At 41.9% G+C, this 16,147-nt stretch carries 14 protein-coding genes; 9 read left to right on the top strand and 5 right to left on the bottom strand.

The window, feature by feature from the left end; genetic code table 11:
* Positions 1-257 precede the first annotated feature (257 nt).
* From AC4E8A_RS14465 to AC4E8A_RS14455, 3 genes are all read left to right on the top strand, one after another.
* Positions 258-1,478: an ISL3 family transposase gene (locus AC4E8A_RS14465; RefSeq protein ID WP_490193842.1), complete on the top strand. Its 1,221-nt coding sequence runs from the start codon at positions 258-260 to the stop codon at positions 1,476-1,478.
* A gap of 164 nt (positions 1,479-1,642) precedes the next feature.
* Positions 1,643-1,951 (top strand): ArsR/SmtB family transcription factor, encoded by a 309-nt coding sequence (locus AC4E8A_RS14460; RefSeq protein ID WP_490193841.1) that lies wholly within the window; start codon positions 1,643-1,645, stop codon positions 1,949-1,951.
* A gap of 11 nt (positions 1,952-1,962) precedes the next feature.
* Positions 1,963-2,889 (top strand): cation diffusion facilitator family transporter, encoded by a 927-nt coding sequence (locus tag AC4E8A_RS14455; RefSeq protein WP_490193840.1) that lies wholly within the window; start codon positions 1,963-1,965, stop codon positions 2,887-2,889.
* 32 nt (positions 2,890-2,921) lie between these two features.
* Here AC4E8A_RS14455 and AC4E8A_RS14450 read toward each other — a convergent pair whose 3' ends face one another.
* Entirely contained in the window at positions 2,922-3,731 is an 810-nt protein-coding gene (locus AC4E8A_RS14450; RefSeq protein ID WP_490193839.1) for an EcsC family protein, read from the bottom strand.
* 156 nt (positions 3,732-3,887) lie between these two features.
* Between AC4E8A_RS14450 and pssA the strand changes: the two genes are divergently transcribed.
* Positions 3,888-4,577 carry a CDP-diacylglycerol--serine O-phosphatidyltransferase gene (pssA, locus tag AC4E8A_RS14445; RefSeq protein ID WP_490193838.1) on the top strand — a complete coding sequence of 230 codons (690 nt, stop codon included), beginning with the start codon at positions 3,888-3,890 and terminating at the stop codon, positions 4,575-4,577.
* 276 nt (positions 4,578-4,853) lie between these two features.
* On the opposite strand, the gene AC4E8A_RS14440 is transcribed toward pssA, so the two are convergent.
* From AC4E8A_RS14440 to AC4E8A_RS14430, 3 genes are all read right to left on the bottom strand, one after another.
* The gene (locus AC4E8A_RS14440; protein WP_490193837.1) at positions 4,854-5,477 is read right to left on the bottom strand and encodes a TetR/AcrR family transcriptional regulator; all 624 of its coding nucleotides are present in this window, start codon (positions 5,475-5,477) and stop codon (positions 4,854-4,856) included.
* The gene (locus tag AC4E8A_RS14435) at positions 5,431-6,702 is read right to left on the bottom strand and encodes an MFS transporter (RefSeq protein ID WP_490193836.1); all 1,272 of its coding nucleotides are present in this window, start codon (positions 6,700-6,702) and stop codon (positions 5,431-5,433) included. The genes AC4E8A_RS14440 and AC4E8A_RS14435 overlap by 47 nt, the downstream gene beginning before the upstream one ends.
* Positions 6,703-8,282: 1,580 nt before the next feature.
* Positions 8,283-9,758 carry an amidase family protein gene (locus tag AC4E8A_RS14430; protein ID WP_490193835.1) on the bottom strand — a complete coding sequence of 492 codons (1,476 nt, stop codon included), beginning with the start codon at positions 9,756-9,758 and terminating at the stop codon, positions 8,283-8,285.
* Positions 9,759-10,052: 294 nt separating this feature from the next.
* On the opposite strand from AC4E8A_RS14430, the gene AC4E8A_RS14425 reads away from it, so the two are divergent.
* Positions 10,053-10,451 carry a DoxX family protein gene (locus AC4E8A_RS14425; RefSeq protein ID WP_490193834.1) on the top strand — a complete coding sequence of 133 codons (399 nt, stop codon included), beginning with the start codon at positions 10,053-10,055 and terminating at the stop codon, positions 10,449-10,451.
* Positions 10,452-10,554: 103 nt separating this feature from the next.
* The gene (locus tag AC4E8A_RS14420) at positions 10,555-11,493 is read left to right on the top strand and encodes a ring-cleaving dioxygenase (RefSeq protein ID WP_490193833.1); all 939 of its coding nucleotides are present in this window, start codon (positions 10,555-10,557) and stop codon (positions 11,491-11,493) included.
* Positions 11,494-11,528: 35 nt separating this feature from the next.
* On the opposite strand, the gene AC4E8A_RS14415 is transcribed toward AC4E8A_RS14420, so the two are convergent.
* On the bottom strand, positions 11,529-11,759 hold the full coding sequence (locus tag AC4E8A_RS14415) for a histidine kinase (RefSeq protein WP_490193832.1): 231 nt from the start codon (positions 11,757-11,759) through the stop codon (positions 11,529-11,531).
* A 454-nt stretch (positions 11,760-12,213) separates the two neighbouring features.
* Between AC4E8A_RS14415 and dcuS the strand changes: the two genes are divergently transcribed.
* From dcuS to AC4E8A_RS14400, 3 genes are all read left to right on the top strand, one after another.
* Positions 12,214-13,701, top strand: coding sequence for a DcuS/MalK family sensor histidine kinase (dcuS, locus tag AC4E8A_RS14410; RefSeq protein ID WP_490193831.1), 1,488 nt, complete (start codon positions 12,214-12,216; stop codon positions 13,699-13,701).
* Between the two features lie 111 nt (positions 13,702-13,812).
* Positions 13,813-14,514 carry a response regulator gene (locus AC4E8A_RS14405; RefSeq protein WP_490193830.1) on the top strand — a complete coding sequence of 234 codons (702 nt, stop codon included), beginning with the start codon at positions 13,813-13,815 and terminating at the stop codon, positions 14,512-14,514.
* A gap of 279 nt (positions 14,515-14,793) precedes the next feature.
* The gene (locus tag AC4E8A_RS14400; protein WP_490193829.1) at positions 14,794-16,128 is read left to right on the top strand and encodes a 2-hydroxycarboxylate transporter family protein; all 1,335 of its coding nucleotides are present in this window, start codon (positions 14,794-14,796) and stop codon (positions 16,126-16,128) included.
* Positions 16,129-16,147: the final 19 nt, after the last annotated feature.

Below are 16,147 nucleotides of genomic sequence, written 5' to 3'. Positions count from 1 at the left end.
AAAAGATTTGTCCATGTTATATTAATTATGCGATGAGCTGAATTGTGTAAGTCGACAGACAAGCTTTCGAAGCTAAACGTGCGATGTGGCGCACGGTCTCTCGCCTCAATACGCAGGCGCCTGTTTTCGGACAGGCGCCTTTTTATTTTTGGCTCTATTATATTTGTTGGGGTAGGTTTTAAGGCAAAAAAATACACGCAAGCTCCTTAATCTTTTACACTTGAGTTGACTAGAAACAAGACAAAGATAGGAGTTGCGTGTACATGCATTTTAACATGGTTTTACCTGGATTAGAAGAGGTTAGGATTTTGAAAGCTGAGGAAATAGGGGAGGCATACCACCTGCATATTGAATTGCCCAAAAGGAAACATATGTGTCCTGCTTGTGGTGATCAAACGACCAAGGTACATGATTATCGTCTTCAAAAGATTCAACACCTTAAGCTCTTCGAAAGGACTACTTACTTGTTCTATCGAAGACGGAGGTACAGCTGCCACTGCGGCAAACGCTTTGCCGAAGATAATCGTTTTGTCCAACGGTATCAACGACATACCATTGAATGGAACCAAGCCTTAGGCCTCCGGGTGATTCAAGGGAAGAACTTCAAAGATACAGCCTGCCAGTTCCGCACATCTCAGGCCACAGTAATCAGGCGTTTTGATCATATTTCTGCCTCTCAGTTAAAAGAGGTTGAAAAGCTCCCACCTGTGATTGCGATCGATGAGTACAAAGGAGATACCAATGCAGGAAAGTACCAGTTAATTATAGCTAACGGGGAGACTAGAGAGCCATTGGATATACTTCCAAACCGCTCAGTAAGCACCATTAAGAAATACCTTCGGGAAAAGGGTTCAGAAGTTCAATTGGTCGTGATGGATATGAGCCATGCCTTTAAATCTGCGGTTCAAAAAGCATTGGGTTCGCCTATTATTGTGGCGGACAGATTTCACTTTTCCCGCTATATCCATTGGGCTTTAGAACGCGTGAGAAGGCGTGTCCAAAAAGATTTTCATCCATATGACCGCAAGAAATGTAAAAGAATGAAGCACATTTTTCATAAGCCATATAGCCAATTAAATGATCGGCAACACTGGTATTTAGAAAGGTATCTTGGTTTGTCTGAAGAGCTGCGCACAGCTTTTGCGTTAAAAGAAGCCTACAGGTTATGGTTTGAAGAGGCGAAGGAAATTGGTACGTCAGCTCCCAATAAGGTTAAAGAGGGATTGTACAACTTTTACCGACAGGTTGAAAATTCAAGCTTAAAGGAGTTTCACCAGGCTATTCAGACCTTAAAGAACTGGCAGACTGAAGTATTAAATAGCTTTGCCTTCAACTATAATAACGGTTTCGTCGAGGGATTAAACAATCAAACGAAGGTCATTAAAAGAAATGCCTTTGGGTTTAGACGATACGACCGTTTTAGACTTAGAGTACTATTGCATCACCAATTTAAATCAAAAGGAATTAATGTGGGATAAGGAGCGAGTGCTCCTACCCCAACATTTGACGTAGAACCTTATTTTTTCTGAAATATCCATCGAACTCTTTGTGTGGATAAGGAAAAAATGGTATATTTAATCCATCAACATATGAGCATTTGTTCATATAATAAAATACATAAACGGAAAAGGAGGATTCATTCATGAATAGAAGCAGACATGACTTTTTGACTGCAGACACTGTTGAAAAGGTAGCAAGGAGTTTCAAGGCGCTTTCCGATCCGACACGCATACGTATTTTATATCTGCTTACTCAGGAAGAATGCTCGGTTGGACATATTGCCGAGGTGCTCAATCTATCTCAGTCGGCAGTGTCTCATCAACTTTCCTTTTTGAAAAATCAACGACTTGTGAAAGCGAGAAGGGATGGACAGTCTTTTTATTACAGCTATGATGATAATCACGTAATTGAAATTTTGAAACAAGTTATCAACCATTCACTACATGATTAGGAGGGATTTCAATGCACCATCATCATGGACACAGTCATGACCATCACGGCCATGATCACGATCACTCAAGGGAAGGGAATAAAAAAGGCCTCCTTATTGCCTTGGTCATTACAACAGGCATTATGCTGCTGGAATTCATCGGAGGATTGATGACGAACAGCCTCGCTCTTTTATCAGACTCCGGACACATGCTCAGTGATGCCGGCTCACTGGCTTTAAGTCTGGCTGCTATGTGGATAGCAGGGAGGGCGGCGACATCTGGAAAAACCTTTGGATATTACCGTTTCGAAATAGTAGCTGCATTATTGAATGGCATTACCTTATTTATCATTGCTGCATTTATTGTATATGAGGCATATGAGCGGATTTTTGAACCGCCGACTGTAGCAGGCGGAACTATGATGTTCATCGCATTTATAGGATTGCTTGCAAATCTGCTGAGTGCGTGGGCCTTGATCAATAAGGGTGATGTAAAAGACAATGTCAATTTAAGGAGTGCCTATTTACATGTTCTGGGGGATGCCCTTGGATCGGTGGGAGCCATTCTTGCAGGTGCTGTCATGCTGTTTTTTGAATGGTATTGGGCAGATCCGGTCATTAGTGTATTAGTGGCTTTACTGATTTTAAAAAGTGCATGGGGCATCATTTCACACACTGTCCATATATTAATGGAGGGTACACCGGCGGGAATTGATACGCAAAAGGTGAGAGCTTCTTTGGAAAGCATTCCGGGCGTCAAAAATATTCATGATCTTCACATATGGACGATTACTTCCGGAATGAATTCATTGAGCTGTCATATATTAATTGAAGATGAAGAAGATGACCAGTTAGTGTTACAGAAGGCAATAGATCTCATCGGAGAACAATTTCATATTAACCACACCACATTCCAGGTCGAACGTTCTGAGTTATCCCATGCCGACGTCCATGAGTAAAGGAAACCCCCTCCATATTGAAGGGGGTTTCCTTATAAGTCCTCTTTCATTGTATACAGCCTGTCGATGATCCTTCTCTTTCGATATAGAATGGAGCCTGCTTCAGCTATATCTCCTACCATGGCTCTATTGGTAAAAGCTCCAAATATAATGCCTGCTACAGGTACCATCTGGAATAATTTCTTCCATCCGAACTGATCTCTATAAGTATAGACAACTTCCCGCCATCCTTGGATTTGCGCCATGACTTCACGGGAAGAAGCTTCTCCATCAAAATAAGATGCCAGGTTATCCAGAATGGCTCTTTTTCCAACAATGTCGGCCGAAGCAAATTGTAAGCATTTTATAATGAAAATCCTTTCTTTTTTATCATTTGGGTCATATCCATGGATTATAGCGATTTCCTGAAGGGTCTTCAGGGATATCCCAAGTAATGCAGGTATATCGATGGAAAGTGTGAAAAGGCCGCCGATCCCTGTGGTGGCTCCTTGAACAGCAGCAGTCTTTCGTCTGTTGCTTGCCAGGTTACGGCTGATCTTATCCATATCTTCTAGGCTCAATGCTGCGATATCTTCCATGCCTTTTATTGTGGTGCCGGTCTTTTTTTCGATTGATTTGAAGAGCAGCTTTTGTGAAGTTAAATATTTTCCGCCGTTTTGAATATAGCTCCCCATTTCATCCAAAAGGGTTCCGACTTTTTTATGTACAAACTCAGGAGTGATCTTATCCAAAAGTTTAAATGGAAGTCTCGTCCATCTTTCCCAGAACCAGACCTTTTTTTGGTCTTCTATCCAACGGTCCGTTTCTTCAAGAGCTGCCTGCAATTCTTCTTTTGTTTCCATTCTGATCCACCTTTCCATGAATACCAATAGAACTCATCACAATCATAAAATAGGGGAAGGGCAATAGCAAATCTCAAGAAAGAAGGTGAGATTATACTTTTTAATGGTATAATAGTAGAAATCAGAAAGATAATTACGGAGAGTGAAGATAACATAATGCGGTTAAAGAAGAGCATTCCGAACATGTTTACGCTGGGTAATTTATATTGTGGATTTTTATCAATCGGTTTTGCAGCAAGCGGCGAATTCAAAAATGCCGCAATATTGATACTGATCGGTATGATGCTGGACAGCATGGATGGAAGGCTGGCAAGGATGCTCAAAGCAGACAGTGTTTTAGGGAAGGAGCTCGACTCGCTTGCTGACATTGTTACATTTGGTGTTGCACCTTCATTTTTGGTATATTATACATACTTCTATCAATTCGATTTGTTAGGGTTTGCTGTCGCTGGTTTATTTCCCTTATTTGGGGCCTTCAGGCTTGCCAGGTTCAATGTCAGTTCTGACAAAACAGGCTTGAATTATTTCATCGGGGTGCCGATTACAGCAGCAGGGGGGATATTGGCGTTACTGACTCTTTTCGGTAACTATATTCCGAATATATTAACAACAGTGGTATTCACCGCTCTTTGCTTTTTAATGGTAAGCAGGATACGAATCCCGAGTTTCAAAGAGATTCCGCTGCCTAAGTATGGAACCATTGTGACCGTTTTCATTGGATGTTTATTATTTGTGATTTACAGAGGGACATATGAAAAATTTCCTTATTTGATATACGTGGCAGCACCTTTATACATTGCCTATTTATCTTATCGATTTGTCAGAGGGAAAAATAGAAGAGAATAAGACTCTTTTTCGGTAACCGCTTATATGAAGCGGTTTTTGTTTTGGCTCTTTTCGTAAACTTTGTTGCTATCTCATAATAATTCCAAAAGATAGTGGAGTAATGAACCGGAAAAAACCCTGTTTAGCACGAGAGAAAAGAGCTTCTCTCTTCGTTCAGAGCGAAAAACGTAGTATGCAGGGGAAACTCCGGCTTTTGGGATTTTTCCGAAAGCAACAATATATGCGAAAACAGCCTTGTTTTTTTTAGGGGCAAGCAGTTGCCCGCCCCATTTCCTGCTATCTTTCTTCCAATCCCAGTGACCATCTCAGAAAACGGACTAACAGTTCAGTCTGTTCTTTTAATTCAATGGTGGCGCTGTCTAATATTGCATTGCCAAGTGCCAGTCCGTCAATATGGGAGAGTATGGATTTAGCGATGACTTGTTTTTCAAAACGGGGAGAAAATTCACCTGATTTTTCTCCTTCTTCAAGTATGCGGGAGGTCAAGTCAATAGCATGATGATATCTCCGCTGTGCATATTCCCGTCTGTCTATTTCATTCCGGCCGGTAATGAAATACTCAAGCTTGGAAGGCGAGAGGGGATCCATTTTATCATTAGGCTGTTTTCCTTCTCCCAAAAAAGTGGTAAGCAGTGCATCCCAATAGGAATCCTGCGTTTGTAACAGTTTCTCGAGAGAGTCTTCTATAATTTCTTTCTGCTGGTTTTCTATTACGGCGTGAAAAAGATCTTCTTTATTTTCAAAATATTGATACAAACCTCCACGGCTTACAGCTGCCTTTTCCATTACATGTTTCATCGTGGTGTTTTCATAGCCATGTTCCATAAATACTGCTGCTGCTGCCTCGATCAGTTTAGCTCGGCGCAGCTCCTTGTGTTCCCGGCTGACTTTCGGTGACATGAAGCTCCTCCTGTCCAACTTTATTTTTCAATAGAATAGATACGAAGAATAGAATGATCAGCAACGAACTAGTGACGAGGAAGGAAGGGATGATTCCAATCCAAGTGGCGAGTGCTCCTCCTGCAAGCGGACCTATGATCGTTGCAGTTGTTGTTGTGCTGTTAATGACCCCGAACACTCTTCCAGTCATATGAACAGGTGTCTTTTCCTGCGCAGCTGCCTGAAAAGGAATAAATACCAATCCTGCTGCTGCCCCTGCAAGAAGGCCTAATCCCGGCACCCATATGATGGAAGATGTGAGATCGAAGTACGTGAGCAAAGCCATTAATCCAAAGGCCGATCCTATTCCCAGAATACCCAGGCACATATAAAGAAAAGCATTATATTCTGTTTTCTTTGAAAGGAAGATACCAGTGAAGAGCATCCCCAGTCCTGAACCGGTAACGGCATAGCCGAAAAGGTCTGGTGATACATCCGTTAGCTGGCGAAGCAAGACAATAATTTGGGAATCCGACAATTGCAAAATGAGTAAACTGATGCCGAGCAAGAACAAGCCGTACATTAAATAATTGCTTTGCCTGATGAAAGACACTCCTTCCACCATCTCTTGTTTGAAGGAGTTTTCCATCCTGGATTTGGTTTGGTTAGTGGTTCCTGCATCTGCTGTTTTCGGTAAAAAGAGAATCAATACTGCCGATAGAAAAAAGGTTGCAGAGTCGATATAAAATACATTATACGTTCCGATTGCAGTTACCAACATCCCGCTTACGAGTGGGCCGAATACTTTTGTTCCGGAATCGATCATGGAAGTGACCGACATTGCCCCTTTGATATGATCATCTTTGACTAATTCTTTCAATTGTCCATTCTTCGCTGGAACAAATACGGATGAAAAAACACCAATTGTAAAAAGGCATGCGTATACCATCCACACATTGTCTGCCAATGACAGTAACAAGATGAGGACTCCCCGGACAATATCCGAGATGATCATCAAAGTTTTCCGCTCCATCCGGTCTGCAACAACTCCGGATATCGGACCCAATAACGCCATCGGCAGGGCCAGACTTAAAATGATAAATGACATCTGAAATGGTGTTGCTTCCCATTTTAACCCAACAAGCGTAATGATTGCCACAATACTTAACCAATCTCCCAAACTGGAAATGGCCTGTGCAGCCATAAGTGTAATGAAATTTTTATTCTGACTCAATCGTTTTTCCATATGAATCCCTCAGCTTTTTAAATTGACACCAGTGTCGTTTTATTTCTATTATATCGACACTGGTGTCATTTTACAACCCGAAGTTTCAAATCTTACTAAAAATGACCAACAATAAGATCTGAATAACTGTAGTTTATATTTTCCTGGCAAGGCCCGGCTCAATTACAGGCATATGGCTGACTGAGGCATCTCAAAGCTTAGTAGGGAATCTGGGAATATATAGGAAAAATAATTCTTTGGCTGTCTCACTAACTAATGGTATTTAATGCAAAAAGGTATAGTTAAATTGTGAATTTTTTGATAAAACAATAATGGCTGGAGAATGAAAGCTGATTTTTGCAAGGGGGTGATGCTCTTGGGGGAACTTGTAATAAATATATTTAGTCTATTGATAGCTGAAATTGTTTCCGATTGGATACATTCTCTATTCGGTACTGATTATAATTTGTACTGATAGGTTCGAAGTATCAGCACTATTGGCTGATTTCAATATTTTCTTGATCATTTACGTGCCGCTGTACTTGTTATTTAGAAAATTGATCATTAAAAAAGGAAACTAGACTTCCGTTCGGTCATCTTTATTCATATTTGTATGTTCACCTGATTTTGACTTCAGACTCACTGAAATAAGCATTCGCTCTGCTCCTCTATCAAATGCTGAATCTAGTACACCGCCAATCTATGGATTCGTAAAATGAATGAGTTTCTTCTCTCACCACACTCCAAACTTAAAAACAACCAATCCAGTAGAGAGGAAGGAATTCCGGTCATTTAAAAAAGTACGGCATAACTCGTTCAGTTGAGAGGGAGAAAATGCCTATTTGCTGGTGGTTTTGCGGGTTAAAATACAAAGACTTTTGCAGGCTGCGTTGAAGTGTAATATGTATGAAAAATTACACAAAAAAGAGGAGCTGCCAACGACCTTGCAGCTCCTCACTTCTATTATGCGTTATTCAATTAAGCCCCAGATCGGTTGAACAGCGGGTTTCCCGTTAAACTTTGCATTCTTCAGCAATGAAACTAGGTTTTTTTGCTAATTGAGGCTTATAGAGGGAAAAATTCCCCTTAATTAGCAAATCGTATTGAAAACAGCTTAAATAGAGGGAGAAATTCCTCTTATTTGACTCAAAAAACGTGAAAATAGGCAGCTTTGCTTTGTATAAAGGGAAAAACTCCCCTTATTTTACGCAAAAACCACGTCTACTCTACATCTAACGGTAAAATCTCCCCTTATTTTTCTATCACTCGTTACTCCCCCTTTCTCTTCCCCTCTATTGTATCTGGCAATAACGAATCCGCGGACAAATTTGTAACATAAAATGCAGACCAGTTTGCAACACCACATAAATTTATGCGGTAGTGCAAATTGGCCTGCAAATCAGTATGCAGCAATAAGCGAAAAAACACCGAAACCATTGATATGCGGATAACAAAACCGATACAAAATGCTATGCAAATTGTACCGCAAATTACCTTTCAATTTATTGGTTTCTCCCTCTGTACTGAACGGGTTACCAATCGGCAGGGGGTGGGGGTGTCTGCGACTTAAAGCAGTTGAAGGAACTGCCGATACGTAAGTTTCATCGCCGGAGCCAAAGAGGACTTTTTTCGAGTTCTCCCGCCAGCCGGAATAACAAATCCTCTCTTCCTCGTGCTGCCATTACTTGGACACCGCAGGGCAGGTTATTTTCTGTCAGGTGGAGAGGGAGGGACATGGCAGGCTGTCCAGAAAGGTTGGCTAATTGAGTAAAGGGGGTTCTTTCCAAGCTTTTAGCGGCCAGTTCATCGACAAATCCGCTTTTTTTCAAAAGGCCTCCTGCATTCATCAGCCCAACGGCTTTCATCAAAAACTTTTCACCGGGGGTCTGATCTAATTCACCAATTCGTGAAGGCGGATAAGCTGTTGCAGGTGTGAGGTAAAAAGTGTATTCATCATGAAAGGCTTCCATTGTAAAGGCAGAATGGTCCCACATCTGTAATGCCTGGACAAATTCTCCAGCTGAAACCTGATTTCCCAATTGATTCAATAACCAGGTTGCTGGCTCAACATCTTTCATCGTGACCTTGCGACCAATGATTTTCTCAATGTTGGCCAATGTTGCTGCAACTTCACCAAAATACATAGTCATGTAACTTTCAGCAAGTCTCTTTCCATCAATTGCAGGTGATGTTTCATCGATTTTAAATCCCATCTCTTCCAACAATTTAACTGTATTCAGAACCGCTTTTTTACATTCAAGATGGACAGGAGTCTGTAGTGGCGATTCATACGAAAAGGCTATCTTAACCGTTCGTTCCACCGGCGTGTCAATTAAGTTAGAATAGGAGCCGTTGAAATCGGGAAAATGAAAAGCGGCTGTCCGTTCATACCCTTGAGTTTCATCGAGCATTGCAGCACTGTCTCTTACTGTTTTGCTTAAGATATGGTCAACGGAAGCCCCCTGCCATGACCGTCCCTTTAGAGGACCGACTGGAGTCCTTCCTCTGGTTGGCTTCATCCCGAACAAACCAGTGAACGCTGCAGGGATTCTAATCGAACCTCCTCCGTCATTACCGCCCGCTATCGGGACCATACCTGAAGCTACAGCTGCTGCCGACCCGCCGCTGGAGCCTCCTGGTGTATGGTTCAGGTTCCAGGGATTTCGTGAAGGGCCGTAGTGAAGGGGTTCGGTTACAGCCAGCAAGGCAAATTCAGGGACATTAGTTTGTCCGAGTATGACAACTCCCGTTTTCTTTAGACGGGCAACATATTCCGCATCGACGTCACTAATATAATTTGATAACACTTTGGAACCAAGTGTCAGGGGGTGTCCCTTGACTTCCTGCTGTGCATTTTTCAGCAGGACGGGCACACCGGCAAACGGCAGTGATTTATCCAGGGTCTCCAAGTATTTCTCAGCAGAGGCATACATCTTGTGAATGACCGCATTTAAGGAAGGGTTCAGTTCCTCTATCCTGTTAATCGCTGCCTCCATCAACTCACCAGGCGAAATATCCCCTTTTTTAATGAGTTCCGCCAACCCGAGGCCGTCAAACTTCTCGTATTCTATCGTCATCTTAATGTGAACCTCCAATTGGACAGATTTTTACTTATATATATAATTCGACAACTAGGAAAAATTCCTGCTTTCTTTGAAAGTTTACATTTATCTTCAATAAAAAAGGCACATAATGGGGGTATCCAGCATAATTATAATTTTAGCTATTGACAGCCAGGGGAGGAACTTATAAAATTATCTCGAATTCAAGATATTTTCATCAGCCCTCTGTAGGATACGAAGGAGGAAGGTAATAGAACTTTTTTGGTATACTATCTCGATTTCAAACTAAATATTATGGAGGTTTTTACTATGCTGGATGCAGGGTTATTGATCATTAGATTGATTATAGGTATCTCGTTCTTTGCACACGGAGCACAGAAATTATTTGGCTGGTTCGGAGGATATGGCTTAAAAGATACTGGGGGTTGGATGGAGTCCCTTGGCCTGAAGCCTGGTGTGGCGATGGCCATCATAGCCGGCCTTGCTGAGTTCGCCGGAGGGATATTGCTCGTATTGGGATTTCTTACGCCGCTCGCTGGGATAATGATCGCAATTACAATGTTCTTGGCCATTGTGAAAGTCCATTATGCTAATGGTTACTGGTCAACGAATAATGGATATGAATACAACCTTGCCCTTTTGGCAGTGGCTGTAGGGCTTGCATTGACTGGTCCCGGCCAATATGCCCTTGATGCAGTCCTTTTCTAGGATAACTTCTGAAGCTGTACTGTTTTTTGATCGCCTCCTTTTAGCTTATAATGGATATACCAAAAATTCTGCAATGATTCTTTGTAAAAATAGGAGTGATAAGATGAGCAAGAAAACAAAGGGAATACATCATATTACAGCAATTGTCGGTAATCCCCAGGAGAATGTCGATTTCTATGGGGGTGTTTTGGGATTGAGGCTGGTCAAGCAGACAGTCAATTTTGATGATCCGGGTACCTATCATTTATATTTTGGAGATAAGCAGGGGAGCCCGGGAACCATCATTACCTTTTTTCCATGGGACGGTGCCCACCAGGGGCGAATCGGCGGCGGCCAGGTAGGAACCACTTCTTATGCAGTCCCTGGGGGTGCACTCTCATTTTGGGAAAACAGGCTGAATGAATTTAACATTACCTATAAAAAGAGTCAACGATTTGGGGAAACTTACGTGCAGTTTAACGACCCTCATGGACTTCAGCTTGAATTAGTTGAACGTGTAGGTGCGAAGACCGATGTGTGGAGCGTTGGCAGGATAACGTCTGATGTCGCCATTCAAGGATTTGCAGGAGCCTCCCTTTTGTCTGCAAGTCCCGAACTGACTGCCCAGTTACTTGTGGAAGTTATGGGGCTGGAGTTGATAGGAAACGATGAAGGGATGACCAGGTTTCAATCATCTTCAGATATTGGAAATGTTATTGATTTGAAAATGGAGGCTGTTCCCCGCGGCAGAATGGGAGTGGGTACCGTTCACCACATCGCCTGGCGGGCAGATGATGACCAAGACCAGGTGGCATGGAAAGAACATCTGGAAACAAATCGATACCCAGTGACCCCTGTTCAGGACAGGAACTACTTTAACGCCATCTATTTCAGAGAACATGGAGATATACTCTTTGAAATTGCCACGGATCCCCCTGGATTTGCCATCGACGAGCCAATGGGAGAGTTGGGGCAGGCATTGAAACTTCCTTCTCGGTTTGAATCGCAAAGGACGGCCATTGAACAGGTACTGCCTCCCATTCAAGTTAGAAATTCAGACTGAAAAATCCCTTGTCACAAACTAGTGACAAGGGATTTTTACTTTGCTTTTTCGTTTTCTGGAAATAGGAAATAGGTTATCACACCAGACACGAGCATTCCGCCAATCGAGATGAGTATTCTTGTCATCTGGTCGATATCACCATAGCTTCTTGATAAAAACCAGAGAGATAATATAAAGACCAGGATGGAAACTGGAATTACAACAGCCATTCTCTTAGTCAATGAAATCACGTCCTTCAATTTATATAGCATACTATAGTTTACCATAGTCGCCCTACTGAAACGCTAAAATGGACGTCGTTTTGGAAAACGGAAAAAAATACATAAAGTTTCATGCTTAGAACATTCTATTATGAAAATGTATGGCTGCTTTCGCTTAGATTGTCGCTTTAGGAAAAATCCCAAGAGCCGGATTTTTCCCCTGTATACTAATTTTTTCGCTCTGAACGAAGAGAGAAGCTCTTTTCTCACTTGCTAAAAAGGGAATTTTCCGGTGTTCATTACTCCACAATTTTCCGGAATTATTATCAAATAGCAGCAAAGTTTACGAAAAGAGCCAAAGGAAAAGAGATTTTTTCTTTCTTGCTCACCAAAATTTTTTTCAGATGAATGATGGCCATTGTTTTGAAGATGTAATAGCAGCAACGTTTAAGAAAAGAACTTCATTTTAAAAAAGGATTTCATTCTATTTGCTATAATGTTTAGGGATTGGAGGGATACAATGTCTAAGAAACCATATAAGTTATCCACTATCATCATTCTTTTTGTCTGCCTGGTTGTACTTTCATCCCTATTAATCACAGATTTGCTGATCAGCAATACCACTACTGAGAGGATTAAGGATAACCAGGAAGAAAAGGCACAGATTGTTTCGAGGACTGTAGCTGAATCTGAGATAGTGAAGGAAGGATTGCTTTCAAAAGAAAATGCCGGAGCAATTCAGGGATATTCGAATGAAGTGCAGGCCATTACGGATATGATGTTCATAGTGGTCATGGATATGGAAGGAATCAGAATGTCACACCCTAATCCTGAATTAATAGGAAAGAAATTTGTTGGTGGAGATGATAAAGAGGTTTTACAAGGAAACGAACATATTTCCACTTCCAAGGGGACGCTTGGTGATTCATTGAGGGCTTTTACACCGATATATGATGATGAAAATAATCAAATCGGAGCAGTTGCCGTAGGTATCTCATTGGCACAGGTGAAATCTGCTCTGTCCCAAGGCCATCGTAATATCATAACAGGCACTGTATTAGGAATATTTGCTGGTATTTTGGGAGCTGTTCTGCTGGCTGGGTATATAAAGAGGATGCTCTTCGGGTTGGAGCCATATGCGATTTCAAAATTGTTGGAAGAAAGAAGTACCATGTTACAGTCAGTACATGAAGGAATCGTGGCAGTTGATGAGGAGAAAAATATTACACTGGTCAATAAGTCGGCTCTCAAGATATTTAAGAAGGCAGGATTATCAGAAGAACCCGTTGGCTTGAAAATACCTGAGTATATGCCCAGTACCAAGCTGGACAGAGTGCTGAAGACAGGGAAAGCTGAACGGGACGAAGAACAAATCCTGAATGGTGTTTCCATATTGGTAAACCGTGAACCAATCATTGTCGATAACCGTGTTATTGGAGCGATATCATCTTTCCGGGATATGACCGAAGTCAATCACCTGGCCAAACAGCTGACAGGTATCCGGACATATGCCGAAACATTACGTGCGCAATCGCATGAATTCATGAATCGTTTGCATGTCATATTTGGTATGGTTCAACTGGAAGCATATGATGAATTGCTGGAATTCATCCGGAGATTGGTCGATCATAACAATCAGGAAATCGATATGGTGACAAATACCATTAAAGACCCGGTTCTGGCCGGATTTTTGATAGGGAAAATAAGCTATGCCCGTGAAGAAAATGTTCAATTGAGCGTAAAGAGCAATACAACAATACCTCACATTTTCGAAGCGGAAATCACACACGAATTGATTACCATCATCGGAAATTTAATTGATAATGCAATTGAAGCATTATCTGAGAGCCAGAAGAAAATAATAGAATTAAGATTGAAAGATCATGATGGCCGTCTGTCCATTAGAGTGAAAGATACTGGCCCGGGTATCGACGATAAAGCGAAGAAACCATTTTTGAGAAAGGGTATTCTTCAAAAGGAGAAGACCGGGGATTCGGCCATTATTTAGTCAGAAGAAGTATTGAGCTGCTTAATGGCAGTCTGAAAGTCCATTCGACTCCTGACGGCACTGTTTTTGATGGAGAAATACTATATGAAACAACGAGAGATGGGATAGAAGATGATTAATGTACTAATAGTGGAAGATGACCCGATGGTAGCTGAATTCAATAGGCGTTATCTTGAAAAAGTAGCCGGATTCTCATTAGTCGGTGCTGTTCAAACAACCAAAGAAGCCAAAGCCATTCTGGAAACGCAAAAAGTGGACCTGTTGCTCCTGGATGTATTTATGCCGGGAGGGAATGGTCTCAATTTACTGCGGGAGGTCAGGGAAATGGGATTGGCCGTTGACGCCATCTTAATTACAGCTGCATCAGATACCGGAAAAATCCAGTCTGCCCTTCGTTTCGGTGCAATTGATTATTTGATCAAGCCTTTTGAGTTCGAGCGGTTTAGACAAGCTTTGCTCCGTTATAAAGAAAAAAATACCATACTTCATAAGAACGAAACTCTCAGCCAGGAAGAAATCGATCAGCGATTATTTGAGCCGGAAGGCCGTGAAAAGGCAATGGAAAAGTCGTTGCCCAAAGGACTCACGAAGAGTACCCTGCAGATCATTATTGAAACTGTGAAGGAGTTAAAAAGCTTCTCAACAGATGAGATAGCTGAGAAAACCAGCATATCCAGGGTCTCGGTTAGAAAGTACCTGGTGTTTCTTACGGAAATCAACATCCTCGAAGAAACGCTTGTCTACGGAATCGGCCGCCCTGTTTATCAATATTCATATAAAGGAAATGGCAAATCACTCGAAGGATATCTATAAGACCAGGAACCAGTTATGGTTCTTGGTCTTTCTGCTTTTTTTTAATTTCAAAAAGGATGCATTAATTTCAAAATCTATTTATCCTTCTCCATATTCAATAAGATGTACATACATTATGTAAGCGATTACGAAAAAAGAAGGTGGAATATCACAATGCAACCTGAGAGATTGAATAATCATGATTATTTGGCAGGACTCAGGGGAATTCGCAGTGATAAAATCGAATTTCCGGTTTCCTGAAAACAGGGAATTCCTGATAGGATAGGAGGAGGAAAACATTTGGGAGAACCAGCAAGAAAACTTACAGAAGATAATCAAAACAAGAAATCGGGCAATCCTACTCTGACAGGGGCAAAAGAAGAAAAAGTGACGATCTTTCGTACGCCGATTCTATGGTTTGGAATTTTTACAGTCATTACCTTGATCAGTATGTATACAGGTAATCTTCCCGGCGGTATGATCGGAAGTTTACTAGTGATGATTGTTCTTGGAGAGTTATTTGGTTTTGTCGGAGACAGACTGCCTATTGTAAAGACATTCCTTGGCGGGGGAGCAATTGTGGCAATTTTTGGTTCCGCTTACATGGTATACAGTGGATGGCTTCCTGAAGGCATTACAACGTCCGTCACTGACTTTATGAAGACTGGAGGATTTCTTAATTTCTATATCGCAGCGTTGATAACTGGTAGTATCCTGGGCATGAATTCAAAGATCCTTGTGAAAGTTGGATTGCGTTATTTCCTTCCGATCGGCGGAGCTGTTATCGGAGCGATTGTCCTTACAGCTCTGCTGGGTTCACTGGTCGGGTTCACTCTACAGGAAGCTATACTTGTTATCGCCATGCCCATTATGGGCGGTGGAATGGGGGCCGGGGCTGTCCCGATGAGCCAGGTCTATTCTGAGCTTCTTGGCAATGAGCCAAGCTACTATATTTCGATGCTGGTTCCGGCTTTGGCGCTTGGTAATGTATTCGCCATTGTCCTTGCCAGTATTTTGGATATCATTGGAAGGAAGTATCCACCACTTACTGGAAACGGACAATTGATACAAGGTTTTAAATACGAAAAACCTGAGTTTACGTATGATATTCAAAAAATGGGTGCAGGTCTTCTGGCAGCACTGACATTCTTTACATTGGGCACGTTACTAGCTTCATTCATTCCATTGCATGCTTATGCCATTATGATTATCCTGGTTGCTGCTGCGAAAGTAGCGAATGTCATTCCTGCTTCAGTAGTAGAAGGTGCTAGCCAATGGTACCAGTTCGTGGCTGAAAACTGGACATTTGCATTGCTGTTTGGTATCGGGGTAGCCTATACAGATCTTGGAACAGTACTGGAAGCACTTACCTTGCAATACATCCTTACAGTCTTTGGCGTGGTGTTGGGAGCGGTCATCGGAGCAGCCCTGCTTGGCAGATTGGTTGGGTTTTACCCTATCGAAGCGGCCATTACAGCGGGATTATGCATGGCAAATATGGGAGGAACAGGTGATGTAGCTGTTCTATCCGCTTCCAAACGTATGGAACTCATGCCATTTGCCCAAATTTCTTCCAGATTGGGAGGTGCATTGATTCTGTTATTAGCCGGTTTATTGATACCGATATTCACCTGAACATGGTGATAGCAAGGAG

This window comes from Bacillus sp. SRL337, from assembly GCF_984799155.1.
The sequence above is the reverse complement of the archived record's forward strand: the minus strand, read 5'-3'. Positions and strand labels throughout refer to the sequence as shown.